The organism is Nocardioides sp. P4_G4 (assembly GCF_056401085.1).
Genome location: NZ_JBFUKA010000033.1, coordinates 16,515 through 41,016, shown reverse-complemented (window position 1 = coordinate 41,016; position 24,502 = coordinate 16,515). Strand labels below are relative to the sequence as shown.

Below are 24,502 nucleotides of genomic sequence, written 5' to 3'. Positions count from 1 at the left end.
GACCGGGGTCGACCAGGTCGGCCGGGGTCTCGAGGATGCCGATGACGCGGCGCCAGCTCACGATGGCGTTCTGGGCGTCGGTGAGGATCTGGGTGCCCATCTGCACCGGACCGACGAACAGCGTCACCAGGAAGGCGAACGCCAGGACCTTGCCGGCCGTCATGTCGGACGTGAAGCCCAGCAGAACGCCCACGATCAGCACGCCCGCGTTGGCCAGTCCGGCCGAGATCCCGCCGAGCGAGAACGACACGACCGTGAACTTCTGGGCCCGGGTGCTCGCGGTCTTGAAGTCGTCGATGGCCGAGTCGATGCGCCCCTGGGTGCGGTCCTCGACGGCGTACGAGCGCACCGTCGCGGCGCCGACGACCGGCTCGGAGATCGCGCCGAGGAGCACGCCCACCTGGTGGCGCACGATGCTGTAGGCCTCGGAGAGCTTGCGCTGGAAGTAGCGGATCGAGATGAACAGCGGCGCGAAGCACAGCCACACCACCAGGGCCAGCTGCCAGCTGTAGATCACCATGATGACCGTGGCGACCAGCATCTGACCGATGCTCACCACGAAGATCAGGCCGCCGAACACCAGGAACTGGCTCACCTGGTCCACGTCGCTGGTCACGCGGGAGACGAGGGCGCCGCGGCGCTCGGTGTTCTGGGTGAGCAGCGGCAGGTCGTGGACGTGCCGGAACGCCTTGACCCGCAGCGTCGCGAGTCCGCGCTCGGAGGTCGTGAAGAGCCGACTCGTCATCGTGTACGACGCGAGGCTGGTGATCGTGAGCACGACCGCGCATCCGATGCCGAGCCACACGACGTAGTCGAGCCTGGGCCCGTCGGGGCCGTTGAGCCCGCGGTCGAGGGTCTGCTGGACGGCGATCGGCACGACCACCTGGCCGCAGGCCGCCACGATCGCGAGGAACAGCGTGAACCGGATTCCGTCGCTGAGCTCGGGCGAGATCCGCATGCCACGACGGATGGTCTCGATGGCGCCGATGTCCTCGCCGGAGTCCATCCGGGTCCCGGCGTCCGGGTTGCGGGTCGAGGCCGTGGAGCTCACTGGGCACCTCCGGCGCCACTCGGGACGGTGGCGGAGCCGCCGGTGCCGGCGGCCTCGTCGTGGGCGGCCTGCTCGTAGGCGTTGACCAGCCGGGCGTAGTCGGGGCTGCGGTCGAGGAGCTCGCGGTGGGTGCCCCGGTCGGCGACCCGGCCCTCGTCGAGGTGGACCACCTCGTCGGCGAGGCCGATCGTCGCCTTGCGGTAGGCCACGACGACCAGCGTCGTGTCGGTGGACCCGTCGCGCAGGGTGGCGAGGATGCGTGCCTCCACCTCGGGGTCGACGGCGGACGTGGCGTCGTCGAGGATCAGCAGGCGCGGACGACGGACCAGGGCGCGGGCCAGCGAGATGCGCTGGCGCTGGCCGCCGGAGAGCGACGTGCCCCGCTCCCCCAGCTGGGTGTCCAGGCCGGCGCCGAGGGCGGYCACGAAGCCGTCGGCCTGCGCGTCACGCAGCGCGGCCCACACCACGTCGTCGGGGATGTCGGCACCCAGCGTGATGTTGCCGCGCACGGTGTCGTCGAAGAGGAACGCCGTCTGCGGCACCAGGGCGACCGCGCCGGCGAGCTCGCCCCGCGCCAGGTCGCGCAGGTCGACCCCGTCGACGCGCACCGACCCCGCGTCGGGGTCGACGAGACGCGTCAGCAGGTTGGTCAGGGTGCTCTTGCCGGACGCCGTCTGGCCGACCAGCGMCACCGTGCGACCGGGCTGGACGTCGAACGTCACACCGTCGAGGAGGCGGGTGTCGGGATCGTAGGCGTACTGGAGGCTCTCGACCTCGAGGACGGCGCCCCGACCGGCCGACGCGAGGGTGCCGGCGCCGTACTCCATCGAGCCRGTCGCCGCGATGACCGCCTCGGTGCGGCGGTAGCCCACGACCGAGCGCGGGAACTCCCCCAGCAGCCAGCCGATGGCGCGGATCGGGAAGGCCACGATGGTCAGCAGGTAGGCGACGGTGACGACGTCGCCGGCATCGGTGTGGCCGCCGATGACGCGTGCGGTGCCCACGGCCAGCACGATGAGGACCCCGATGTTGGGCAGCGAGGCCAGCGTCGGGTCGAACGCGGCGCGGATGCGACCGGCGCGGATGTTGACGTCGCGCAGCTCGTGGGCCTTGGCGCGGAAGCGGTCGGTCTCCTGGGTCTCGCGACCCAGGGTCTTGACGACCATGGCGCCGTCGAAGGACTCGTGCGCAATCTCGCTGACCTCGGCGCGCAGGGCCTGTGCGTGGGTCATCAGCGGGGAGGCGAGCCGCTGGTAGGCCAGGTTGGCCACGACCACGGCCGGGAACACGAGCAGCCCGACGAGGGCCAGCACCGTGTCGGCGAGGAGCATCTGGACGACCGCGATCGCCATCATCACAACGGTGCCGAGCGCCATCGGGAGCGGGGCGATCGGGCCCCACGCGGCCTCGACGTCTGAGTAGGCGTTGGAGAGCAGCTGACCGGTCGGGTGCCGCTGGTGCCACTCCATCGGCAGGGTGAGGTACTGGCGGGTCACGGCCCGTCGGGTGTGGGCCTGCATGCGGAACTGCATGATCCCGGCCCCGAGCCGGCGGGCCACGATGCCGACCGCGCGCAGGATCGCGACGCCCAGGAAGAGGGCCAGCACGGCCCACAGCAGGCCCGCGCTGATCTCACCGTTCTCGAAGGCGGGGATGACCACGTGGTCGGTGGCCCAGCCCAGCACCCAGGCGTCGGCGACGGTCAGCACCGCGAAGAGGACCGAGCCCACCGTGGACAGGATGAAGATGCCGGGCTCACGCCGGATGGCGTGTCCCAGCACGGCGAAGCCCTCCCAGGTCGTCGATCCCCGGAGCTCCGCGTCCTCGCCTGCCACCTGTGTCGCCCGCCCCCTCATCGTGTGAACCGTCCTCCGGGGAGGTTGCTCGTCGCAACCATCTCGACTGCTCAGGCTATTCCCCGCCACCGACAGCGACCCAATCGCGCGGACGCGCTCACACCTCCACCTAGGGTGGCGCCATGAGCCTCGCCCGCGCAGAACGTCACGCCCTGGCCGACACCGCGCTCGTCCTCGGTCCCGACGTCCCCACCCTGTGCGGCGACTGGGACGCCCGCGACCTGATGGCGCACCTGCTGGTGCGCGAGCACAGCGTGCTGGCCTCGGCCGGGATCGCCCTGCCTCCCCTTGCCGGGCTCACCGAGCGGGCGATGCGGCGTACGGCGGCCGACGACTTCGGCGTCCTCGTCGAGCGATTCCGGCACCCCCGGCTCACTCCGGTCGCCCTGAAGGTGGTCGACGACCGGGTCAACCCCGTCGAGTTCTTCATCCACCACGAGGACCTGCGCCGCGCGCAGCCCGGCTGGGAGCCGCGCGAGCTCACCCGTCACGACCAGGACGTGCTGTGGAGGATGCTGCGGCTCGTGGGCCGCGGACTGGTCGCGAAGGCCGGCGTGCCGGTCCGGGTGGAGCGCACCGACACCCATCGGACCGCCACCCTGCGACGTGGTGACGAGCCCGTGACGGTCCACGGCCTGCCGAGCGAGCTGGTGCTGTTCCTGTACGGCCGCGACCAGACCTTCGGCGTCGACCTCACCGGCCCCGTGGACCGGATCGCCCGGCTCCGCGGCGCCGACCGCGGCATCTGAACGACCCCGTCAGACGAGTCGCAGCCGCGACAGGAAGGACCGGGTCCGCTCCTGCTGCGGGTCCCCGATCACCTGCGCCGGGCTGCCGGACTCGTGGATCACTCCGTCGTGCAGGAAGCTGACGGTGTCGGCCACGTCCCGGGCGAACCCCATCTCGTGGGTGTTGAGGACCATCGTCACGCCGTCGGCCTTGAGGTCGGTGAGCAGGTCGAGGACCTCCCCCACCAGTTCCGGGTCGAGCGCGGACGTCACCTCGTCGAGGAGCATCAGCCGCGGGTTGGCGACCAGCGCCCTGGCGATCGCGACCCGCTGCTGCTGGCCGCCGGAGAGGTCGTCGGGCCGGGCGCCCGCCTTGGCCGCGAGGCCCACCCGGTCCAGCATCGCCAGCCCGCGGTCGTCGCACTCCGGGGCACCGACCCCGTGGACCTTGCGCAGCGCCAGGGTCACGTTGCCGAGCACGGTCAGGTGCGGGAAGAGGTTGTAGGACTGGAAGACCAGGCCCATCCGGGCCCGCACCGCGTCGGCGTCTACCCGCGGGTCGGTGACGTCCTCGCCCTCGAAGGTGATGACGCCGTCGTCCACGGTCTCGAGGAGGTTGGCGCACCGCAGCAGCGTCGACTTGCCGGACCCGCTGGCACCGATCAGCACCACGCACTGCCCACGCGCCACCGAGAGGTCGACGTCGCGCAGCACGACGTGGTCGCCGAACGCCTTGCGGACGCCGGTCATCTGCAGCACCAGCTCGCCGGTGTGGCTCACAGCATTCCTCCCGCGCCGTGGAAGCCCTGCTTGCGGGCGAACCTGTCCGTCAGCCGCGCCATCGGGATGGTGAGGCAGATGAACAGCACGCCCGCCACGACGTACGGCGTGTAGTTGAAGTCGCGGGCCGTTTCGATCTGGGCGGCCCGGATGGCGTCGATCACGCCGAGCACGGCGATGAGGCCGGAGTCCTTCTGCAGCGACACCAGGTCGTTCATGAGCGGTGGCAGCACCCGTCGCCAGGCCTGCGGCAGGACCACGTGGCGCAGGGTCTGCGTGTAGGACAGCCCGAGCGAGCGGCCGGCCAGGCGCTGGGAGGGGTGCACGGACTCGATGCCGGCCCGGAAGACCTCCGCGACGTACGCCGAGTAGGACAGCACCAGCGCCAGGCAGCCCCAGAAGAGCGCCGACGTGGGCAGGCCGGTCAGGTCGAGGGCCGGCCCGCCGAAGCCCAGCAGGAAGAGCACCAGGAGGAGCGGCAGCCCGCGGAACACGTCGACGTACACCGTGCCGAGCAGGCGCAGCGGGAAGGCGACCGGCCCGCGGATGGTGCGCATCACCGCGATGGCGAGGCTGAGCACCACGATGAGGACGGCGCAGACCATCATCACCCGGATGTTGAGCCACAGACCCGCGAGCACGGCGGGGAACGAGTCCACGGCCTTCGCCGGGTCGAAGTACGTCTCCTGCACGCGCTCCCAGCCGGGCGAGGTGACGACCAGCCCGGTCACCACCGCGAGCACCGCGACCGTCGAGCCGGCGGCGACCGCGGCGCTGCGCAGCGTCTGCCGGCGACGCCACTCGTCGCGTTCGCGCTGGATCTCCGACGGCTGCCAGTCGGTGGGCGCGGCGTCGGCCTCCCGGGCCGACATCAGGAAAGCTCGGGAGCGCCCTGCTGCGCCAGCCACTCGTCGGCGAGCTGGTCCAGGGTGCCGTCCTCACGCAGCGCGTCCACGGCCTGCGAGACGCAGTCGGTGAGCGGGCTGTCCTTGTCGAGCACCGCACCGAACTGCTCGACCTCGCCCTCCGGCAGCGGCAGCTGGCCGACGATGACGCCGTCGTCGAGCTGGACGGCCGTCATGTAGTAGGCCGTCGGGAGGTCCACCACGATGCCGTCGATCTGGCCGTTCTTGAGGGCCTGGACGGCCTGGTCGTTGGTGTCGTACGCGGCCGCCTGCTGGGTGCTGCCGATCTCGTCGCTGATGGCGTTGTAGCTGGTGGTGCCCACCTGGGCCCCGAGCTTGGCGTCGGCGAGGTCGTCGATCGAGGTCACGCCGTCGATGTCGCTGCCGGCGGTGGTGATCACCGTCTGGCGCACGTCGTAGTAGCCGCTGGAGAAGTCGACGGCGTTGCGCCGCTCCTCGGTGATCGAGACCTGGTTGACGTCGAAGTCGAACTTCTTCTCCCCGGGGCTGACCACCGCGTTGAACGRCACGGTCACCCACTCGACCTCGTCCTCGGCGTAGCCGAGCTGCTCGGCGACCGCGTAGGCGATGGCCGACTCGTAGCCCTTGCCGTTGGTGGGGTCGTCGTCGACGAACCACGGCTCGTACGCCGGGGAGTCGGTGCCCACGGTCAGCACGCCCTCGGAGCGCGTCTGCAGCGAGTCCTTGTCGCACGACGCGGCCGCGTCCGTCTCCCCGGTCGAGGAGGAGTCGGAGGCGGAGTCCGCCTCGTCCCGGGGGGAGCCGCAGGCGGTCAGGAGCACGGCGGCGGCCAGCGAGGTGGCGACGAGGGGTCGGGTCAGGGGGCGCATGGCGAAATCGTAAGTCCGCGGGGCGCCACATCCGTGCCGGGGCCACCGTGTGAACTCGTGTCCGGTGGGTAGGAGGCCCACCCCGACGCCACCGACAGGGAGCACCATGTCGCAGATCACACGGCCCGCCGCCGGCCGGCACTCCGTCCACCGCCGGACGGCCGCCGCCGGACTGGTGGCGGCCGCACTGGTCGGGAGCATGCACGCCGTCCCCGCCGACGCCGGACGCCCGGGGCGGACGAGGGCCACGGCGAGCTGGTCGGCCACCGAGGTGGTCCGTGACACCGCGGTCTCGGTCTCCGGCACGGTCGAGGACCGGGTCACGGGCAGCCGCACGGTCCGCCTCCAGCTGCGGACCGCCTCTGGCTGGCGCACCCAGGGCAAGGCCCGCACGACCCGTCAGGGTGAGTACTCGTTCGAGGTCCCGACCTGGTGGACCCGCTCGGCCAGGCTCCGCGTCCTGGCCGCCCGCACCGGGCGCGCCCGCGCCGACGCCAGCACGGCGCAGCGCGTCACGGTCACGGAGCCGTACGCCCCCGCCGGCGACCCAGCGTCCTGGGCGCACATCTACAGGTACCCGGTACGGCTCGACCCGTGCGGGACGGTGACGTATCGCGTCAACGCCGCCGCCGGGCTGCCGGACCCCGCGACGGCCGAGGCGCTGGCGCACGCCGCGGTCACCCGCATCTCCCAGGCCACCGGGATGGAGTTCCGCTACCTCGGTCCGACCGATGCCGTCTTCCAGGGCGGCGGAGCGTCGATCCCGAAGGACACCGACGTGCTCGTCTCGTGGGCCACCGACGCCCAGACCAGGTTGGACATCGGCCCCGGCTACGCCGGACGGGGCGGCGCCAGCAAGGCCGTGTGGGGTCGTGACGCCCGGGGCCGCCGGATGGTGCTGGCCCGCAACGCCGGCGCGGTGCTGGACTCGCAGGAGCAGTACATGACCGCCAGCGGCACCCTCCACGTGCTCATGCACGAGCTCGGGCACGCCCTGGGTCTCGGCCACGTCGCGGACCCGGCCCAGGTCATGCACCCGGCGTCGTACGACGTCCCCGACTACCAGTGGGGCGCCGGTGACCTCACCGGCTTCGAGAAGGTCGGGGTGCTGGCGGGGTGCGTGCGGCCCGAGGGGCGCCGCGGACGCTTCAGCGCACCGGGTGGCCTGATGCTGCCAGCGCAGCCTTGACCTGACCGATCCGCAGCGTGCCGAAGTGGAAGACGGTGGCCGCGAGGACGGCGTCGGCCCCCGCATCGACGGCGGGCGGGAAGTGCTCGACCGCGCCGGCTCCGCCGCTGGCGATGACGGGGATGCCCACGACCCGGCGCACGGCGGCGATCAGCTCGAGGTCGAAGCCGTCCTGGGTGCCGTCGGCGTCCATCGCGTTGAGCAGGATCTCCCCCGCCCCCAGCTCGGCCGCGCGGGCGGCCCAGGCGACGGCGTCCAGCCCGGCGCTCGTGCGACCACCGTGGGTGGTCACCTCGAAGCCGGAGTCGGTGCCGGTGGCCCGGCGGGCGTCGACGCTCAGCACGAGCACCTGGTTGCCGAACCGGTCGGCGACCTCGGCGATGAGCTCGGGGCGACGGATGGCGGCGGTGTTCATCGCGACCTTGTCGGCTCCGGCGCGCAGCAGCCGGTCGACGTCCTCGACGCTGCTCACTCCCCCGCCGACGGTCAGCGGGATGAAGACCTCCTCCGCGCAGCGCGAGACCACGTCCATGGTGGTCGCGCGACCCTGGTGGGAGGCGGAGATGTCGAGGAAGGTCAGCTCGTCGGCGCCCTCGGCGTCGTACGTGCGGGCGAGCTCGACCGGGTCGCCGGCGTCGCGGAGCTCGGTGAAGTTGATGCCCTTGACCACGCGGCCGCCGTCGACGTCCAGGCACGGGATGACGCGTACGGCGAGGGTCACCGCGCGCCCCTCGTGAGCGCGAGCGCGTCCTCGAGGGTGAAGCGGCCCTCGTAGAGCGCGGTGCCGGCGATGGCGCCCTCGACCCCGTCGGGGACCAGGCCCATCAGGGCCTCGATGTCGTCGAGGGTGGTGACCCCGCCGGATGCCACGACCGGGCGGTCGGTGGCGGCGCACACGTCGCGGAGCAGTTCGAGGTTGGGACCTTGGAGCATGCCGTCCTTGTTGACGTCGGTCACGACGTAGCGCGCGCATCCCTCGGAGTCGAGACGGGCCAGCACCTCGTAGAGGTCGCCGCCCTCGCGGGTCCAGCCGCGGGCGGCCAGCGTACGCCCGCGGACGTCGAGGCCCACCGCGATCCGGTCGCCGTGCTCGGCGATGGCCCGCGCACACCACTCGGGCTGCTCCAGCGCGGCAGTGCCGATGTTGACCCGGCGGCAGCCGGTGGCCATGGCGGCCTCGAGCGACTCGTCGTCGCGGATGCCGCCGCTCATCTCGACCTGGATGTCGAGGGCGCCGACGATCCGGGCCTGGAGCTCACGGTTGTGGCCGTGGCCGAAGGCCGCGTCGAGGTCGACCAGGTGGATCCACTCGGCACCGGCCCGCTGCCAGCGCAGCGCCGCCTCGATCGGGTCACCGAAGCGCTTCTCCGAACCGTCCACGCCCTGCACGAGCTGGACGGCCTGCCCGCCCTTGATGTCGACGGCGGGCAGGAGCTCGAGGTGGGGGGCCATGGGTCAGATCCTAGGAGGCAGCCGCCCACGACCTCAGCACGGTGTCCACGCCGTCGAGGATCCGCGGCCACGTCCGGTCGGGCGGCGGCGAGCTGTGGTCGAAGCTGCCACCCAGCTCGAGGCCGGCGAACCCGTGCACGACGCTGCCGATCAACCGGACCGCGTGGGTCTCGTCCGCTCCCGAGAGGCCGTAGCCGCGCAGCAGCGCACGGGTCAGGTCGGCGTGACGCCCTCCGGGACCGGACGCGGCGGCCTCGGGCGAGAGGCGGATCTGCATGGCGGCGTACCGGCCCGGGTGCTCACGGGCGAAGTCCCGGTAGGAACCCGCGAAGGCCACCAGCGCCTCCTTGCCGGCGCGACCGGCCAGGGCCTCCGACGCGCGGTCGGCGAGCTCGTCGAGGGCCAGCAGGGCGATGCGGGTGCGCAGGTCGTCGGAGCCGCCGACGTGGGAGTAGAGGCTGGCCACCCGGACCCCGAGCCGGCGGGCCAGGGCCGAGACGGTCACCTCGTCGAAGCCGACCTCGTCGGCCAGGTCCGCCCCGGCCCGGACCACGAGGTCCGGCGAGAGTCCCGCGCGCGCCATCCTGACTCCTTTAGTGTTTTGCCTAATACCTTTAGGTACCTTAGCGTCTACGTCGTGAAGCCGTTGACCGAGTCCGAGATCCGCGCCAGCTTCGTCAACTGCTCGAAGGGCGAGGCGAAGCGGCTCAACGTCCCCCACGACCTCGCCACCCGACCGTGGGAGGACCTGGACTACCTCGGCTGGACGGACCCGCGTGCCCCCGCGCGGCGCTACCTCGTCGCGGACGTCGACGGGGCGACGTACGGACTCGTGCTCCGGATCAACGAGGCGAGCGTGGGCATCGCTCGCAAGAGCATGTGCTCGCTGTGCATCACCGTGCAGTCGGGCGGCGTGTCGCTGATGGTGGCGCCCCGCGCCGGGAAGTCGGGCCAGCAGGGCAACTCGGTGGGGACCTACATCTGCTCCGACCTCAGCTGCTCGCTCTACGTGCGCGGCCGGCTCCAGACCGGGACGCCGGGCATGCACGAGACGCTCGACGTCGACCAGCGTGTCGAACGGCTGGTGGCCAACCTCGAGACGTTCGTGCGCAGGGTCCGCTCCTGAGCCGTCGTCGGCTCAGCGCGTCGTCTGCCACGTCGGGGCCACCTCACGCCGGTAGCGGCGGCCGAACACCGTCGTCATGACGGCGACGACCGGGGCCGGGATCTCGGCGCGGAGCGCGGTGCGCTCCCGCTCGGTCGCGCCGTCCTGCATCCACGCCAGGGCGCTGCCCGCGTCCGAGATCCTCTTGGGCCGCAGCTTCCGCGTGACGGCCTTCCACTCCGCGTCGTCGTGGTGCGCGTCGAGGAGGGGCTCGACGTCGTGCTCCTCGTGCTCGAGATGCGCGTCGACCACGCCGCTGCACCGTGCCACCACGTCGGCGGCCTCTCCGGCGCGTTCCGCCGTCGGGTCCGCGACGACCGCGTCGATCGCGTGGCTGGCCTCGCTCAGCGCCTGCTTCATGGCGGCGTGCTCGTCCTCCATCGCCTGCATCAGGCTCGCGTCGACACCGCGCGCGAGCAGGAACGGCCACACCAGGGCGTCCTCCGACTCGTGGTGGTGGGTCAGCTCGCGGACCAGGTTCTGCCAGGCCACCTGGATCTGGCGGGCCCGTTTCCGGTCCCCGCCGGGCAGCGCCCGGAGCGCCTGCTCGGTGCGCGTGACGTCACGTCGTACGGCGGCGTGGATGACTTGGTTGACGCTCATCGTGGCCATGACGCGACGCTAGCTTCGCGACACGGACGGCCGCGACCCGAATTCGGGTGAACCCTCAGAGGGTGGACACCCAGTTGCGCAGCAGGGCCGCGCCGGCGTCGCCGGACTTCTCGGGGTGGAACTGGGTGGCCCACAGCGGGCCGTTCTCCACGGCCGAGACGAAGCGGTCCCCGCCGTGCGTGGTCCAGGTGACCAGGGGCGCGCGGGTGCGGTCGTTGGTGACGAGGTCCCAGGTGCGGGCGGCATAGGAGTGCACGAAGTAGAACCGCTCCCCCTCGACCCCGGCGAACAGCCTGCTGTCCTGGGGGACCTCGACGGTGTTCCACCCCATGTGGGGTACGACGGGTGCCCGGAGCCGCTCGACGGTTCCCGGCCACTCGTCGCAGCCCTCGGTCTGCACCCCGTGCTCGACCCCGCGGGCAAAGAGGACCTGCATGCCGACGCAGATGCCGAGCACCGGTCGTCCGCCGGCCAGGCGGCGCCCGATGATCCGGTCTCCCTTGATGGCCCGCAGGCCGGCCATGCAGGCGGCGTAGGCGCCGACGCCCGGCACGATGAGGCCGTCGGCCTCGAGCGCCGTGGTGAAGTCGCTGGTCAGCGTCACCTCGGCCCCGGTGCGCTCCGCGGCGCGCACGACCGAGCGCAGGTTGCCCGAGCCGTAGTCGAGGACGACGACCTGCCTGGGGGCGGGGCTCAAGAGGCGTCTCCGAGCGTGCCCTTGGTCGACGGCACGCCCGTCTCGCGCGGGTCGATGGCGATCGCGTCGCGGAAGGCCCGGGCGAACGCCTTGAACTGCGCCTCCACGAGGTGGTGCGGGTCCCGGCCGGACAGCACGCGCACGTGCAGCGCGAGGWGGGCGTGGAAGGCGATCGTCTCGAACACGTGGCGGGTCAGCGAGCCCTGGTAGGCGGCACCGTTGACGTCGTTGCCGCCGATGGCGACGTAGATCTGGCCCTCCGGCTCGCCGGTGTGCACGCAGTAGGGACGCCCTGACACGTCCACGACCGCGTGGGCCAGCGCCTCGTCGAGCGGCACGGTCGCGTCCCCGAAGCGCCGGATGCCGCGCTTGTCCCCCAGCGCCTCACGCAGCGCCTGGCCGAGGACGATCGCGGTGTCCTCGACGGTGTGGTGGGCGTCGATGTGGGTGTCGCCGTTGGAGTGCACGGTCAGGTCGACCAGCGAGTGCCGCGCGAAGGCGGTGAGCATGTGGTCGTAGAAGCCGACGTTGGTGCTGATGTCGGCGCGCCCGGAGCCGTCGAGGTCGACCTCGACAAAGACCTGCGACTCCGAGGTGGTCCGCTCGATCTTGGCGGTGCGGTTCATCGGTGGTCCTCCATGACCTGGATCAGTGCGTCCTTGAATGCGTCCATCTCGGCGGTGGTCCCGATCGAGACCCGCAGCCAGCCGTCGGGCCCGGTCTCCCGGATCAGCACACCGCGCTCGACGAGCCCCCGCCAGACGGCGTGGCGGTCGTCGAACGTGCCGAAGAGCACGAAGTTGGCGTCGCTGTCGGCCACCGCGAGGCCCTGCTCGCGGAGCCAGTCCACCGTGGTGTCCCGCTCGGCGCGGAGCTCGTCGACCTTGCCGAGCAGCTCCGGCGCGTGCCGCAGGGCCGCCAGCGCCGTGGCCTGGGTGACGGCAGAGAGGTGGTAGGGCAGTCGCACCACCCTGATCGCGTCGCAGATCTCGGGGGCCGCGGCGAGGTAGCCCACCCGCGCGCCGGCGAGGGCGAACGCCTTGCTCATGGTCCGGGTGACGACGAGGTTGCGGTGCGAGTCCAGCAGCTCGAGGGCGCTGGGCACGCCCGCGCGGCGGAACTCGCCGTACGCCTCGTCCACGACGACCAGCCCGTCACCTGCGGCCGTGCAGAGCATGGCGACCGCCTCGGGCGGCAGCGCCGTCCCGGTCGGGTTGTTGGGCGACGGCAGCAGCACGACGCTGGGACGACGCTCCTCGACGAGCGCGCGGGCTGCGTCGAGGTCCAGCGAGAAGTCCTCCTCGCGGCGCCCGGCCACCCACTCGGTCACGCTGTCGCGGGCGTACTCGGGATACATCGAGTACGTCGGCGCGAAGCTGAGTGCCACCCGGCCCGGGCCGCCGAAGGCCTGCAGCAGCTGGAGCATGACCTCGTTGGAGCCGTTGGCCGCCCACACCCGGTCGACGGTGATGCCGCTGCCGCCGGAGGAGTTCAGGTAGGCCGCCAGGGCCTCGCGCAGCTCGGTGAACTCGCGGTCGGGGTAGCGGTTGAGGGTCGACGCCGCCCGTCCCACGGACGCCGCGATGTCGGCCGCGGCCTCCGGCGAAGGGCCGTAGGGGTTCTCGTTGACGTTGAGCTGGACCGGTACGTCGAGCTGCGGGGCGCCGTAGGGCTCGATGCCGCGCAGCTCCTCACGCAGGGGCGGCCACGACCACTCCGGCGCGGACGCCGCGCTCACTGCTCGAACCGCACGGAGACCGCGGCGCCGTGACCGGGCAGGTCCTCGGCCTCGGCCAGCGTGACGACGTGACCGGCCACCTCGGCCAGGGCCTCGCGCGAGTAGTCGATGACGTGCATCGACTTGGTGAAGGCGCGGACGCTGAGGCCGCTGGAGTGGCAGGCGCACCCGGCGGTCGGCAGCACGTGGTTGGACCCGGCGCAGTAGTCGCCCAGCGAGACCGGCGCCCACGGGCCGACGAAGACGGCACCGGCGTTGGTGATGCGGGCCGCGTGCGCCGAGGCGTCGCGGGTCTGGATCTCGAGGTGCTCCGCGGCGTACGCGTTGACCACGTCGAGGCCCTGGACCATGTCGTCGACCATGACGATCGCGGACTGCGGGCCGGCGAGCGCCTGCTGGATGCGCCCGGTGTGACGGGTCGCGAAGACCTGCTTCTCGAGTTCGGCGACGACGTCGTCGGCCAGCGTCTCGGAGTCGGTCACCAGCACCGACGCAGCGAGCGGGTCGTGCTCGGCCTGGCTGATGAGGTCGGCGGCGACGTACGCCGCGTCGGCCGAGTCGTCGGCCAGGATGGCGATCTCGGTGGGCCCGGCCTCGGAGTCGATGGCCACGCTGCCGCTCACCAGGCGCTTGGCGGCCACCACGTAGATGGAGCCCGGCCCGGTGATCAGGTTGACCGGGCGGCACGGCCCGGCGCCGTAGGCGAACATGGCGATCGCCTGGGCGCCACCGACGGAGTAGACCTCGTGGACGCCGAGCAGCTCGCAGGCGGCCATGATGGTGGGCTCGGGCAGCCCCCCGGTGTTCTTCTGGGGCGGGCTGCTCAGCGCGATGCTGCGCACACCGGCGACCTGGGCCGGGACGACGTTCATGACGACGCTGCTCACCAGCGGGGCGAGGCCCCCGGGCACGTAGAGGCCGACCCGGTCGATGGGCACCTTGCGGTGCGTCACGGTGGCGCCGTCGCCGAGGCTGCTCACCACGTCGTGCTCGAGCTCGGCCTCGCAGGTGGCACGCAGGCGACGGATCGACTCCTCGAGGGCCTGTCGGATCGACGGGTCGAGCTCCTCGAGCGCGCGGGTCATCGACTCGCGCGGCACCGCGATGTCCTCGATCTCGATCCGGTCGAACTCCGCGGAGTACTCCAGGATCGCCTCGACGCCGCGGGCCTTGACCGCGTGCAGCACCGGGGCCACCAGATGCGTCGCCGCCTCCACGTCGAACTCCGCGCGCGGCACGGCGGCGCGGTAGTCGACGGAGGCACGGTCGGCTCCCCTGAGGTCGATGCGGCGAATCATGGCTCCAAGTCTAGGGACCGCGCCTCGCCGCGGCCGAACCCGCGCCCGGGCTGGACAGCGCTAGGGTCGACGCGTGAGCACTCCCCTGGCGATGTTTCCTCTCAGCACGGTGGTGTTCCCGGGCGTCTCGGTGCCCCTCCACGTCTTCGAGGACCGCTACCGCGCGCTGGTCCGGCACCTGCTGAGCATCGACGATCCCGCCGAGCGCGTCTTCGGCACCGTGGCCGTCCGTGAGGGCTACGAGGTCGGCGACCACGGGTCGCAGTCCTTGTACCGCGTCGGCGTCCGGCTCCAGCTGACCGACGTGGAGGCCAACGACGACGGCACCTACGAGATCGAGGCCGTCGCCCGCGAGCGCATCGTGCTCCAGGGCCTCGACGCCTCCGGTGAGTACGCCGTCGGCGACGTCGCCGAGCATCCGGACGCCGAGGGTCCGGTGCCCGACGAGGTCCTGGCCCGGGCGCGAGCGACCTTCACGGCGTACCGCGCGGCCGTCAGCGAGCTGCAGGGCACGACGTTCTCCGGCTCGCTCCCCCGCGACCCCGGCTACCTGTCCTGGACGCTGGCCGCGCTGGCGCCGCTGCCGATGGCCGAGCGGCAGTCCCTGCTCGAGGCCGACTCCCCGCTCGAGCGGCTGGAGCTGGTGACCTCGCTGCTGCGCGAGGAGCTGCGGGCCATCAACGTCATCCCCTCGCTGCCGGCCACCGAGGTGGCCCGCACCGCCTGGTCCCCCAACTGACGGTCCCGGCGGGCGCGAGATGGCCAGGAAGAGGTCCGGCGGAGGGACGCCGGCCACCGTCGCGCTGGCTGCGGCGGGCGTCGAGTTCACGCTGCACGCCTACGAGCACGACCCCCGGGTCGCCTCGTTCGGACTCGAGGCGGCCGAGGCCCTCGGCGTCGACCCCGGCCGGGTGCTGAAGACCCTGATGGTCTCGCTCGACGGTGCCCTCACCGTCGGCATCGTGCCGGTCGACGGCCAGCTGGACCTCAAGGCGCTCGCCCGGGCCCTGGGCGGCAGCAAGGCCGTCATGGCCGACGTCGCGGTCGCCGAGCGCGCCACCGGGTACGTCGCCGGCGGCATCTCGCCGGTCGGCCAGAAGCGGACCCACCCGACCGTCCTCGACGTGTCGGCCCTCGCCTGGCCGACGGTCTTCGTCTCGGGTGGCAGGCGTGGGCTCGACGTGGAGCTGTCACCGGCCGACCTGGTGGCGGTCACCTCGGCGACCACTGGCCCGATCGGCCGGTGAACGAGCTCAGTCGGTCGTGAGCATGACCACCGAGTGCGACACGCCGTCCTCGATCCAGCCGGTGACGCCGAAGGCCGAGAGCGGCTCGATGTTCTCCGCGATGCTGGGGTCCTCGTCGCCCGCGAGCCGCGCCAGCCAGTTGTCGTCGGCGTCGAAGTCGACGAAGAGCAGGGCCGACGCCTCGTCGGCGTCCGCGACGACCTCGTCGAAGGCCTCGGAGTCCCCGAGCGAGCCGCCTTCGGCCAGGGTGGAGCGGTAGTCGGCGTTGGGGCTGATCGTCACCCGGTCGCCGTCGACCTCGGTCTCGAGCAGGTCGCCGTCCGGACCCATCTGGGCCTTGACCTTGTCGAGCGCGCCCTGGATGGCCTCGGGGTCGCCCTGGATGGTGACACCGACCGGCAGCTCACCCGGGCCGCCGTTGAAGAAGGACTCGAGGTCCAGGCCGGCACCCATGGAGACGGCGACACCGTCACCGACGAGCGCCTCGGCGTCCGCCGGCAGGTCGAGCCCGGATGCCTGGGACATCTCCGACATCATCTCGTCGGCCGTCATGTCCGTGCCGCCCAGGGTGGCGATGTTGTCGACCATCTCGGTGAACCAGCCGTCGGTGAACCCGACCCCGAAGGCGGCGACCGTGTCGTCGGGCAGCCCGGCGACCAGGTCGGAGGCGCTCTGGTCGAGCCCGGACAGCGCCATCATCGACTGACCCGGGTCCCCGGCCATCTCGAGCTCGAGGGCACCGTCGTCGAAGCGCAGGGTGGCCGCGGCGCCCTGGAAGTCGGCGAGCGACTGCTCCATCTCGGGCGTGAGGGTGTCCCCGGTGCCGGGGTCCATCCCCTCCATGCCTTCCATCCCGCCCATCGACCCGAGCGTGTCGCCGTAGATGCCCATCATGTCGGCGAGGTACGTGCCGGCGGCCGGCGCGACGTACGCGCTCATGATGCCGGGGTCCCCGGCCTCCTCGGTCCAGCGCTGGAAGTCGCCGTCGTCGGCCAGGCTGCCCTCAGCGGCGTCGTCGGTCACCGTGTCGGTGATCTCGACCGTCTCGCCGAGCACGGCCCAGTCGCCCTCGACGGTCCAGCCGGCGGTGGCGGAGTCGACCTCGTCGCCCCCGCAGGTCTCCTGCAGGGTGGCCAGGCCGTCCTCGGCCGCACCCGTGTCGGTGACCTGCACGACCAGGACCGGCGACGGCGTCTCGGCGCCGGTGTCGACGGCGGCGACCGCGGCCCGGCTGCCGAGCCAGGGCTCGACGTCGGCGGCGTAGTCGAGGCCCTCGCACTCACCTGAGGCAGTCAGCTCGGTGAAGAGCCGCTCGCGCAGGTCGTCGTCGGTGTCGAGGTCCATGGTGTCCGCGAACGCGGGGAACTTGCGCAGCGTGCGGATGGCCTCGATCTTCTGTGCGCCATTGGGGTCGAGGTCGACGCTGAGGTAGGCGATCGTCCCGGCCGGCAACGCCTGCGCCGGCTGGTCACCGGTGCTGAGGAAGCTCGACGCGGCCCAGGCCGCGCCCCCGCCGACCACCAGGACGCCGAGGATGCCCCCGAGGACGACCAGCCGCTTGCGCCGGTCGGCGGACTGGGCGGGCGGGCGGCCGGCGACGGGGCTGCCCGAGGACGACTCGAGGTACTCGGGACCCGAGGGGCCCTGCGGTGTGGTGGACATGTGGAACCCCCGTGGTGCGGCGTGATGACGACCGGCAGCCTACCCAGCAGCGGCGGGATCATTCCCACGTTCGCGGCGACCGCGCGTGGTGAACCAGACCAGCGCGAGACCCACGGCGGTCCCCATCGGGAATGCGGTGAACGCGCTGGACGTGAAGGAGTACGACGCCGCGTCCGGGTCGCTCATGGCGACCCGCAGGTCGCTGGGCAGCCGCGTCAGGTCGTCCTTCGCCGCGGCCAGCGGCCGCGGGTCCGGCGGGCCCAGGGTGTGGCCGACGGTGAACATCAGCCAGCCGGCGAGGACCGAGCCCACGAGGGCGGCCACCAGGGTGGTCACCTCGCCGGAGACGAGGACCCAGCCCAGGACCAGGGCCGTGAGCAGGCCCGCGGCCAGGGCGATCACGACGTACCAGCCGGTGCCGGAGAAGGCGTAGTCGGGACCGGCGGGCTCGAAGAGCCACTCGCCGCGGTAGACGATCCCCAGCGGAGGGGTCCAGACCCACTCCCACACGACTCCGGCGATGGCGCCCACCACCGCGAAGGTCGCGAGCACGACCGCGACCCGGGTGACGACAGCGCTCAGCCCGCCACGTCCCGTCCCGCTCAACCGGCCAGGCATCCGGGGCCCAGCAGCTGCTTGAGGTCGGCGAAAAGCGCCGGGCTCGGCGTCACCCGGTGGTGGTCACCGACCTTGAGCACGATCGTCCGGTCGCGCATCCGCACGTGGAGGATCACCTCGGTGACGCCCGGGTGCGTGGCCAGGACGTCCTTGAGGCTGTCGACCGTGCCGGGGTTGACCCGGGTGTGCGGCAGGTTGACCGCCACCGGCCCGCTCGGGCCGTCGGAGATGTCGGGGACCGACACCTCCTGGGCGCGCAGCTCGGGCTGGTCCTTGTCGCGGGAGAGCTGGCCCTTGACCCGCAGGATCGCGTCCTCGACCAGGTGGTTGGAGGCCAGCTGGTAGGCGCTCGGGAAGAGCAGCACCTCGATCGCCCCGTCGAGGTCCTCGAGGGTGATCGTCGCCCAGGCGTCGCCCTTCTTGGTGATCTTGCGCTGGACGCTGGTCACCAGCCCGCTGATCGTCAGCGTGCTGCCGTGGGCACGGTCCTCGTCCAGCATCAGCTGACCGATGGTGCAGTCCGTGCCGTTGGAGAGCACGTGCTCGAGGCCGAGCAGCGGGTGGTCGGAGACGTAGAGGCCGAGCATCTCGCGCTCGTGGCCCAGCAGCGTCATCTTGTCCCAGTCGTCGATGTCCGGGATCGGGATGCTGGTGCCGAAGCCGCCGTCGGCCTCGTCGAGCCCGCCGAAGAGCGAGTCCTGGCCGATGGCCTCGTTCTTCTTGATGTCGATGTACTGGTCGACCGCCGTCTCGTGGATGGTCACCAGCGCACGGCGCTTGTGCTTCATCTCGTCGAAGGCACCGGCCTTGATGAGCGACTCGACCACGCGCTTGTTGCACACGTGGGCCGGGACCTTCTCCATGAAGTCGTTGAAGTCGGCGTACCGGCCCTTGCCCTCGCGACCGCTGACGATTCCGTCGACGACGTTGGCACCGACGTTGCGGATGGCGGTGAGGCCGAAGCGGACGTCATGGCCGACCGGCGTGAAGTTGGCGTGCGACTCGTTGACGTCCGGCGGGAGCACCTGGATCTTCATCCGGCGGCACTCGTTGAGGTAGATCGCCGACTTGTCCTTGTCGTCCTTGGTGCTGGTCAGCAGGGCCGCCATGTACTCGGCCGGGTAGTTGGCCTTGAGGAAGGCGGTCCAGTAGGAGACCAGGCCGTACGCCGCGGAGTGCGCCTTGTTGAACGCGTAGTCGGAGAAGGGCAGCAGGATGTCCCACAGGGTCTGCACGGCCTTCATCGAGTAGCCGCGCTCGACCATGCCTCCGGAGAAGATCTCGAACTGCTTGTCGAGCTCCTCCTTCTTCTTCTTGCCCATCGCGCGACGGAGCAGGTCGGCCTGGCCGAGCGTGTAGCCGGCGAGCTTCTGCGCGATCGCCATGACCTGCTCCTGGTAGACGATCAGGCCGTAGGTCTCGCCCAGGATCTCCTCGAGCGCCTCGGCCAGCTCCGGGTGGATCGCCTCCACCGGCTCGCGCCCGGTCTTGCGTCGTGCGTACTTGTTGTGGGAGTCGGCGCCCATCGGGCCGGGGCGGTAGAGCGCACCCACCGCCGAGATGTCCTCGAACTTGTCGGGCCGCATCGAGCGCAGCAGGGCCCGCATCGGGCCGCCGTCGAGCTGGAAGACGCCGAGGGTGTCGCCGCGCTGGAGGAGGTTGTACGTCGCCGGGTCGTCGAGGGTGAGGTCCTCGAGCACGATCGTCTCGTCGCGGTTGACCTTGATGTTCTTGACCGCGTCGTCGAGGACGGTGAGGTTGCGGAGCCCCAGGAAGTCCATCTTGATGAGGCCGAGGGCCTCGCACGTCGGGTAGTCGAGCTGGGTGATCATCGCGCCGTCGGCGGGCCGCTTGAGCAGCGGGATCACGTCGATGAGCGGCTCGCTGGACATGATGACGCCGGCCGCGTGCACGCCCCACTGGCGCTTGAGCCCCTCGATGCCGATGGCGGTGTCGACGACGCGCTTGACGTCGTTGTCGTTCTCGTAGAGGCCGCGGAACTCGCCGCCCTCGCCGTAGCGCTTGTGGTTGGAGTCGAAGATGTCCTTGAGGGGGACGTCCTTGCCCATCACCGCGGCCGGCATCGCCTTGGTGATCCGGTCGCCCATGGCGAAGGGGTAGCCCAGGATGCGGCTGGAGTCCTTGACGGCCTGCTTGGCCTTGATGGTGCCGTAGGTGACGATGTAGGAGACCCGGTCGTCGCCGTACTTGTCGGTGACGTAGCGGATGACCTCACCGCGACGGCGCTCGTCGAAGTCGATGTCGAAGTCGGGCATCGAGACGCGGTCGGGGTTGAGGAAGCGCTCGAAGATCAGGCCGTGCTCGAGCGGGTCGAGGTCGGTGATCCGCATCGCGTAGGCGACCATCGAGCCGGCACCGGAGCCGCGGCCCGGGCCGACCCGGATGCCGTTGTCCTTGGCCCAGTTGATGAAGTCGGCCACCACGAGGAAGTAGCCCGGGAAGCCCATCTGGGTGATGACGCCGAGCTCGAACTCGGCCTGCTTGCGCACGTCGTCGGGCACCCCGGCCGGGTAGCGCACGGCGAGCCCGCGCTCGACCTCCTTGACCAGCCAGGAGTCCTCGTTCTCGCCGGGCGGGCAGGGGAAGCGCGGCATGTAGGTGCCGTTGCCCTCGGTGAACGTGACGTCGCACCGCTCGGCGATCCACAGCGTGTTGTCGCAGGCCTCGCGGAGGTCGTACTTGTCGACCCACAGCGAGCGCATCTCGGCGGGCGACTTGAGGTAGTAGCCGTCGCCGTTGAAGGCGAACCGCTGGCCCGGGCCGTCCCCGGCCGGGATGTCCATCGTCGAGCCGGAGTTGATGCAGAGCAGGTGCTCCTGGCTCTTGGCGTCGTGCTGGTGGACGTAGTGCGAGTCGTTGGTCGCCAGCAGCGGGATCCGCAGGTCCTTCGCGAGGCGCAGCAGGCCGTCGCGGACCCGGCGCTCGATGTCGAGCCCGTGGTCCATCAGCTCGAGGAAGTAGTTGTCGCGGCCCAGGATCTCCTGGTAGTCCGCGGCGGTCTGACGGGCCGCGTCGTAGTTGTTGTGCCGCAGGTGGACCTGCACCTCGCCCGAGGGGCAGCCGGTGGTGCCGATGATGCCGGCGCTGTGCTGGGACAGCAGCTCGCGATCGGCGCGCGGGTGCTGGAAGAAGCCGTCGCGCCACGCCCCGGTGGAGAGGCGGAAGAGGTTGTGCATGCCCTCGGTCGACTCCGAGAGGAGCGTCATGTGGGTGTAGGCGCCGCGACTGGAGACGTCGTCGGGCCCGCCCTTGTAGAAGTTGACGCGCTTGCGCTCGAAGCGGCTGATGTTGGGCGTGAAGTAGGCCTCCATGCCGATGATCGGCTTGACCCCGGCGGCGGTGGCCTTCTTGTAGAACTCGTAGGCGCCGAACACGTTGCCGTGGTCGGTCATCGCGACGGCCGGCATGCCCAGCTCGGCCGTGTGGTTGGCCAGGTCGCCGAGGCGCGCCGCGCCGTCGAGCATCGAGTACTCGGTGTGGACGTGCAGGTGCACGAAGTTGTCGTTGGAGCCGGCCGACATCGGGGTCTTCCACACCTTCTTCGGGTCGCTTCGAGGGGTCGCAGGAACGGTCGCGACTGACGGCCCGGCAAGCATCACCGGGGTGACGCGGGATCATCGCGGAGGGGAAGAGCAGTCAGCCTACGTCAGTGTGACAGGGGGTTCCGACATCGCTTCCGGCGTGCCGTCCGCGCCCCCGGGCCACCGAGTCGTACGCCACTCCAGGGCGTGCCCGTGACCGTGCGCCGCGGCCACGGGGACCCCGTCGAGGGCCAGCACGAACCGGCCCGGCCCGACCTCGAGGTCCGCCGTCACCCGGGGCAGCACGTGTGGTGCCTCGTTGCTGATCCAGTGGCAGGCGCCGTCGGCCACGAGGGCGGTCATGAGGTCGTGGAAGCGGTCCCGGTCACCCTCCTCGAGGTAGGCGATGACGGCGCTGTGGAGGACCACGGGGGTCCCGTGGCGTGCGGCCTCGTCGAGCAGCGCGGGCAGCCGGTCCAGCAGGTCGCCCCGGACGACGTACGGCGGCTCGCGGCGGGCCACGGCCACCGCCTGGCGCAGGCGGGCGCGACGCTCGTCCTGCTCGGGCCAGACCAGGGTGGTCAGCCACGCCATCGCGTCCTCGTCGGTGACGTCCAGCGGGTTGAGGTCGACCCCGCCGCGCCAGGCGACCTCGGGGTGCCGGTCGGGCACGGGCACCGGGCCGGTGGCCGTCGCGGTGAGCGTCGGTCCCCCGCTGCCGGTGAGCCGCCCGGCGCCGAGCCAGTCGTAGTCGTAGCGGTCGGGGAAGAGGCACAGGCCGGCACTGGCTCCCACCTCGACGAGCGCCAGCGGGCCGTCGATGGTGCCGAGGACCGGGGTGAGGGTCGCCAGTCGGCCCACCTCGTTGGTCTGGGTGGCCCGGACCCTGATCGTGGCCTTGACCGCCTCCTCGCGCTCGAGCAGCACGGCCCGGAACGCGGCGTACTCCCCCGGTGCCGGCGCCCCGTGCCAGCGGGCGGCGGCGAAGACCAGGTTGGGCTGCTGCTTGATGCGCGGGAGGTCGGCGAGCCAGGCGTGGGCCTCGGCGTCCTCGGCGACGCCGAGCGCCCAGGCCTCGAAGGTCGCGCTGTCGCCGCGCGCGAACGTCGCGAAGTCGCGGTAGCGGTCGGCGATCTCCCCACTCATCAGCATGGCGCCACGCTAGCGACCGGGCCGGGCTCCTCGACGATCGCGGCCCGGCCGGCCCGGCTCCCGGCCCGGCTCACCGGTCCCGCAACAGCTCCTCGAGCAGCCGCCGCGCGACGTCGTACCCCTCGGGCCACTCCGAGGCACGAGGTCCGGCCACGTTGAGCACGCACGGCTCGACCAGGGTCTCCAGCCAGGCCGCGACGGCCCCCACGGGACCGGTCGTCACCAGGCAGGGCCGTCCGAGACGGGCCGCCTCGTCCACCGTGAGCAGGGTGCCGCCGGCGACCAGCTCGGGCGGCGAGACGACGAGCGTCGCGGTGCTGTCACGGACGTTGAGCCTCGTCCGCTGGGCGGGGTCACGGGACGAGGCCGCCCGCAGGTGGGGGTACGACGTCAGCAACCCGGGCGGGGCGTCCACGTCCTCGGCCCCACCACCCGCCGGGCACCAGCCCGAGTACGGCAGACCGACCGCGATCGCGACGTCCAGGGCGGCACGATCCACCCCGGACTGGCCACCCGAGACGACCGAGAGGGTGCCGACCACATCGCCTCCCCGCAACCACGCTCGGCAGGACCCATCCTGGGTGTGCTGCTCCGTGCGTCTCGTCGAACGTCGTGTGGGCTCACCTGCCGCACGCGACAGAACCGTTCCGCAGCACAGCTCCCGTCGAGCTCCGGAACTGCCAGGTCAGCCCTGGCTGGGCCGTGGGACCTGCGGTGGAGACCCAGACCGCACCCGGCGTCTTGTACAGCCGCCATGCGACGCGCTTCTCGTTCGTCGTCGATTCGACCCATCGAGCCGCGCCTGCTCCGGAGATCAGCTCGACCATGTGCGAGTCGGGGCGACCGGTCTGGAGCGCTGCGTTCATCGGCTTGATCTCCTCCATGTCTCGCGTGTCGGCATTGAGAACGAGATCGCCGCCGGTGGATGCGAGCAGCTGCCAAGCAGCGGCCATGGTGTCCCCAGATCGGTCTGGATCCTTGCTCACCACCGGGCGGTGCCACAGGGCGACCACGCACGGCTCGGTGTTCACCGCCAGCTGCTGCTGGAGCCAGCGCGCCTGCGCTCCCGTGGCCAGGCACCCTCCGTTGGCCTTGCACTCGCTGGTGAGGTCGTAGATGCGGATGCCGTCGAGCGTGGTCGTCGACCACAGGGGTCGCTGGTGCCAGTAGTCCTGGAACTCAACGAGGTAGTCGCGCTGGTGGTTGCCGGCGGTGGGGAGTGTGTACGACGCCATCCGGCCCCACTCCGCCCCGACGCCGAGCGGGTCGTCGAACGACGCAAGCCCGTAGTGATCCAGCGTGGTCGCCCAGGTACCGAACTCGTGCACCTCGCCCAGGGAGGCGAACACCGCCGGCTCGGTGGACTCGATGTACTGCTCCAGCTGCAGCTCAGCCGGCTTCTGAGCGCCGAGGTTGCCGACAGCTGCCAGGACCCCGCCCGGCTGAGGGTGGTAGAGCTGCTGCCAGTCGCCGGGGCTTCGCGGCACCGACGTGGCGTTGCCGTTCCGCAGCGTCACCGGCATCGAGACGTACGCGCCGAAGGTGCTCCCCAGGTGCAGGCGGGCGGACAGCGTGTGCGTGCCGTCGAGCTCCTTCGCAGTGGGCCACAGGAACTCGTACGGACGCTGGTACTCGAAGTTGAGGTATGCGCCGTCGAGATAGAACTCGAGAGTGCCGCTTCCTGTCCCGGACCTGGTGGCCGATACGACGACCGTCCCCGACAGGCTGGCTCCCGGAACCGTCAGGCAGATCGTCGCGCCGGCCGATTCGCCGCAGTTCTGCACGCTTGCGTCTGCAACGGCTGGGAGGTACGTCAAGGCCGGCACGAGCGCCCCCACTGCCAGCAGGAGCCACCCACGCATCCGCCGTCGGTGTGCCCGCCCGGCAGCGCGTTGACGTGCGGAACCAGAGTCGGACATTGCGACCTCCCGGACGACGCAGGGGCTGGACCACCTGACA

At 71.6% G+C, this 24,502-nt stretch carries 24 protein-coding genes; 5 read left to right on the top strand and 19 right to left on the bottom strand.

What is annotated here, in order from left to right; translation table 11 throughout:
• Together AC1DQF_RS09725 and AC1DQF_RS09720 are read right to left on the bottom strand one after the other, a co-directional pair.
• On the bottom strand, window positions 1-1,051 hold a 1,051-nt coding region (locus AC1DQF_RS09725), incomplete at its 3' end, for an ABC transporter transmembrane domain-containing protein (RefSeq protein WP_477525023.1).
• The gene (locus AC1DQF_RS09720; protein ID WP_477525022.1) at window positions 1,048-2,886 is read right to left on the bottom strand and encodes an ABC transporter ATP-binding protein; all 1,839 of its coding nucleotides are present in this window, start codon (window positions 2,884-2,886) and stop codon (window positions 1,048-1,050) included. The genes AC1DQF_RS09720 and AC1DQF_RS09725, both read right to left, overlap by 4 nt.
• A gap of 143 nt (window positions 2,887-3,029) precedes the next feature.
• Here AC1DQF_RS09720 and AC1DQF_RS09715 point away from each other — a divergent pair, with 143 nt between their 5' ends.
• Complete coding sequence (locus AC1DQF_RS09715) at window positions 3,030-3,656, top strand: TIGR03085 family metal-binding protein (protein ID WP_477525021.1); 627 nt, start codon at window positions 3,030-3,032, stop codon at window positions 3,654-3,656.
• A 9-nt stretch (window positions 3,657-3,665) separates the two neighbouring features.
• Here AC1DQF_RS09715 and AC1DQF_RS09710 read toward each other — a convergent pair whose 3' ends face one another.
• From AC1DQF_RS09710 to AC1DQF_RS09700, 3 genes are read right to left on the bottom strand one after another with little or no spacing between them, the layout of a single operon-like run.
• On the bottom strand, window positions 3,666-4,385 hold the full coding sequence (locus AC1DQF_RS09710; RefSeq protein WP_477525025.1) for an amino acid ABC transporter ATP-binding protein: 720 nt from the start codon (window positions 4,383-4,385) through the stop codon (window positions 3,666-3,668).
• A gap of 26 nt (window positions 4,386-4,411) precedes the next feature.
• Window positions 4,412-5,287, bottom strand: coding sequence for an amino acid ABC transporter permease (locus AC1DQF_RS09705; protein ID WP_477525020.1), 876 nt, complete (start codon window positions 5,285-5,287; stop codon window positions 4,412-4,414).
• Window positions 5,287-6,171, bottom strand: coding sequence for an ABC transporter substrate-binding protein (locus tag AC1DQF_RS09700; protein ID WP_477525019.1), 885 nt, complete (start codon window positions 6,169-6,171; stop codon window positions 5,287-5,289). The genes AC1DQF_RS09705 and AC1DQF_RS09700 overlap by 1 nt, the downstream gene beginning before the upstream one ends.
• A gap of 106 nt (window positions 6,172-6,277) precedes the next feature.
• Here AC1DQF_RS09700 and AC1DQF_RS09695 point away from each other — a divergent pair, with 106 nt between their 5' ends.
• The gene (locus tag AC1DQF_RS09695; RefSeq protein WP_477525018.1) at window positions 6,278-7,360 is read left to right on the top strand and encodes a matrixin family metalloprotease; all 1,083 of its coding nucleotides are present in this window, start codon (window positions 6,278-6,280) and stop codon (window positions 7,358-7,360) included.
• On the opposite strand, the gene hisF is transcribed toward AC1DQF_RS09695, so the two are convergent.
• From hisF to AC1DQF_RS09680, 3 genes are read right to left on the bottom strand one after another with little or no spacing between them, the layout of a single operon-like run.
• A complete protein-coding gene (gene hisF, locus AC1DQF_RS09690; RefSeq protein ID WP_477525017.1) occupies window positions 7,320-8,081 on the bottom strand; it encodes an imidazole glycerol phosphate synthase subunit HisF in 762 nt (253 codons plus the stop codon). The two genes, AC1DQF_RS09695 and hisF, sit on opposite strands and share 41 nt — an antisense overlap.
• Window positions 8,078-8,812 (bottom strand): bifunctional 1-(5-phosphoribosyl)-5-((5-phosphoribosylamino)methylideneamino)imidazole-4-carboxamide isomerase/phosphoribosylanthranilate isomerase PriA, encoded by a 735-nt coding sequence (gene priA, locus AC1DQF_RS09685; protein ID WP_477525016.1) that lies wholly within the window; start codon window positions 8,810-8,812, stop codon window positions 8,078-8,080. The genes hisF and priA overlap by 4 nt, the downstream gene beginning before the upstream one ends.
• 10 nt (window positions 8,813-8,822) lie before the next feature.
• A complete protein-coding gene (locus AC1DQF_RS09680; RefSeq protein ID WP_477525015.1) occupies window positions 8,823-9,395 on the bottom strand; it encodes a TetR/AcrR family transcriptional regulator in 573 nt (190 codons plus the stop codon).
• A gap of 54 nt (window positions 9,396-9,449) precedes the next feature.
• On the opposite strand from AC1DQF_RS09680, the gene AC1DQF_RS09675 reads away from it, so the two are divergent.
• Window positions 9,450-9,938, top strand: coding sequence for an FBP domain-containing protein (locus AC1DQF_RS09675; protein WP_477525014.1), 489 nt, complete (start codon window positions 9,450-9,452; stop codon window positions 9,936-9,938).
• A gap of 12 nt (window positions 9,939-9,950) precedes the next feature.
• Here the strand turns inward: AC1DQF_RS09675 and AC1DQF_RS09670 are convergent, their stop codons facing one another.
• From AC1DQF_RS09670 to hisD, 5 genes are read right to left on the bottom strand one after another with little or no spacing between them, the layout of a single operon-like run.
• On the bottom strand, window positions 9,951-10,589 hold the full coding sequence (locus tag AC1DQF_RS09670; RefSeq protein ID WP_477525013.1) for a hemerythrin domain-containing protein: 639 nt from the start codon (window positions 10,587-10,589) through the stop codon (window positions 9,951-9,953).
• Between the two features lie 55 nt (window positions 10,590-10,644).
• Complete coding sequence (hisH, locus tag AC1DQF_RS09665) at window positions 10,645-11,286, bottom strand: imidazole glycerol phosphate synthase subunit HisH (RefSeq protein WP_477525012.1); 642 nt, start codon at window positions 11,284-11,286, stop codon at window positions 10,645-10,647.
• On the bottom strand, window positions 11,283-11,912 hold the full coding sequence (hisB, locus tag AC1DQF_RS09660; protein WP_477525011.1) for an imidazoleglycerol-phosphate dehydratase HisB: 630 nt from the start codon (window positions 11,910-11,912) through the stop codon (window positions 11,283-11,285). The genes hisH and hisB overlap by 4 nt, the downstream gene beginning before the upstream one ends.
• Entirely contained in the window at window positions 11,909-13,024 is a 1,116-nt protein-coding gene (locus AC1DQF_RS09655; protein WP_477525010.1) for a histidinol-phosphate transaminase, read from the bottom strand. Before AC1DQF_RS09655 ends, hisB begins: the two co-directional genes overlap by 4 nt.
• Complete coding sequence (gene hisD, locus AC1DQF_RS09650; RefSeq protein WP_477525009.1) at window positions 13,021-14,322, bottom strand: histidinol dehydrogenase; 1,302 nt, start codon at window positions 14,320-14,322, stop codon at window positions 13,021-13,023. Before hisD ends, AC1DQF_RS09655 begins: the two co-directional genes overlap by 4 nt.
• A 73-nt stretch (window positions 14,323-14,395) precedes the next feature.
• Between hisD and AC1DQF_RS09645 the strand changes: the two genes are divergently transcribed.
• Window positions 14,396-15,061, top strand: a complete 666-nt coding sequence (locus AC1DQF_RS09645) for an LON peptidase substrate-binding domain-containing protein (RefSeq protein ID WP_477525008.1) — start codon at window positions 14,396-14,398, stop codon at window positions 15,059-15,061.
• A gap of 19 nt (window positions 15,062-15,080) precedes the next feature.
• A complete protein-coding gene (gene ybaK, locus AC1DQF_RS09640) occupies window positions 15,081-15,569 on the top strand; it encodes a Cys-tRNA(Pro) deacylase (RefSeq protein ID WP_477525007.1) in 489 nt (162 codons plus the stop codon).
• A 6-nt stretch (window positions 15,570-15,575) separates the two neighbouring features.
• Here ybaK and AC1DQF_RS09635 read toward each other — a convergent pair whose 3' ends face one another.
• From AC1DQF_RS09635 to AC1DQF_RS09610, 6 genes are all read right to left on the bottom strand, one after another.
• Window positions 15,576-17,231, bottom strand: coding sequence for a DUF3352 domain-containing protein (locus AC1DQF_RS09635; protein ID WP_477525006.1), 1,656 nt, complete (start codon window positions 17,229-17,231; stop codon window positions 15,576-15,578).
• Window positions 17,232-17,270: 39 nt separating this feature from the next.
• Window positions 17,271-17,837, bottom strand: coding sequence for a hypothetical protein (locus tag AC1DQF_RS09630; RefSeq protein WP_477525005.1), 567 nt, complete (start codon window positions 17,835-17,837; stop codon window positions 17,271-17,273).
• Window positions 17,834-21,391 carry a DNA polymerase III subunit alpha gene (dnaE, locus tag AC1DQF_RS09625; RefSeq protein WP_477525024.1) on the bottom strand — a complete coding sequence of 1,186 codons (3,558 nt, stop codon included), beginning with the start codon at window positions 21,389-21,391 and terminating at the stop codon, window positions 17,834-17,836. The genes AC1DQF_RS09630 and dnaE overlap by 4 nt, the downstream gene beginning before the upstream one ends.
• 120 nt (window positions 21,392-21,511) lie before the next feature.
• Window positions 21,512-22,543 (bottom strand): DUF2332 domain-containing protein, encoded by a 1,032-nt coding sequence (locus tag AC1DQF_RS09620; RefSeq protein WP_477525004.1) that lies wholly within the window; start codon window positions 22,541-22,543, stop codon window positions 21,512-21,514.
• Between the two features lie 70 nt (window positions 22,544-22,613).
• Window positions 22,614-23,084 (bottom strand): YpsA SLOG family protein, encoded by a 471-nt coding sequence (locus AC1DQF_RS09615; RefSeq protein ID WP_477525003.1) that lies wholly within the window; start codon window positions 23,082-23,084, stop codon window positions 22,614-22,616.
• 79 nt (window positions 23,085-23,163) lie between these two features.
• Window positions 23,164-24,381 (bottom strand): Ig-like domain-containing protein, encoded by a 1,218-nt coding sequence (locus AC1DQF_RS09610; RefSeq protein WP_477525002.1) that lies wholly within the window; start codon window positions 24,379-24,381, stop codon window positions 23,164-23,166.
• Between the last annotated feature and the right edge of the window lie 121 nt (window positions 24,382-24,502).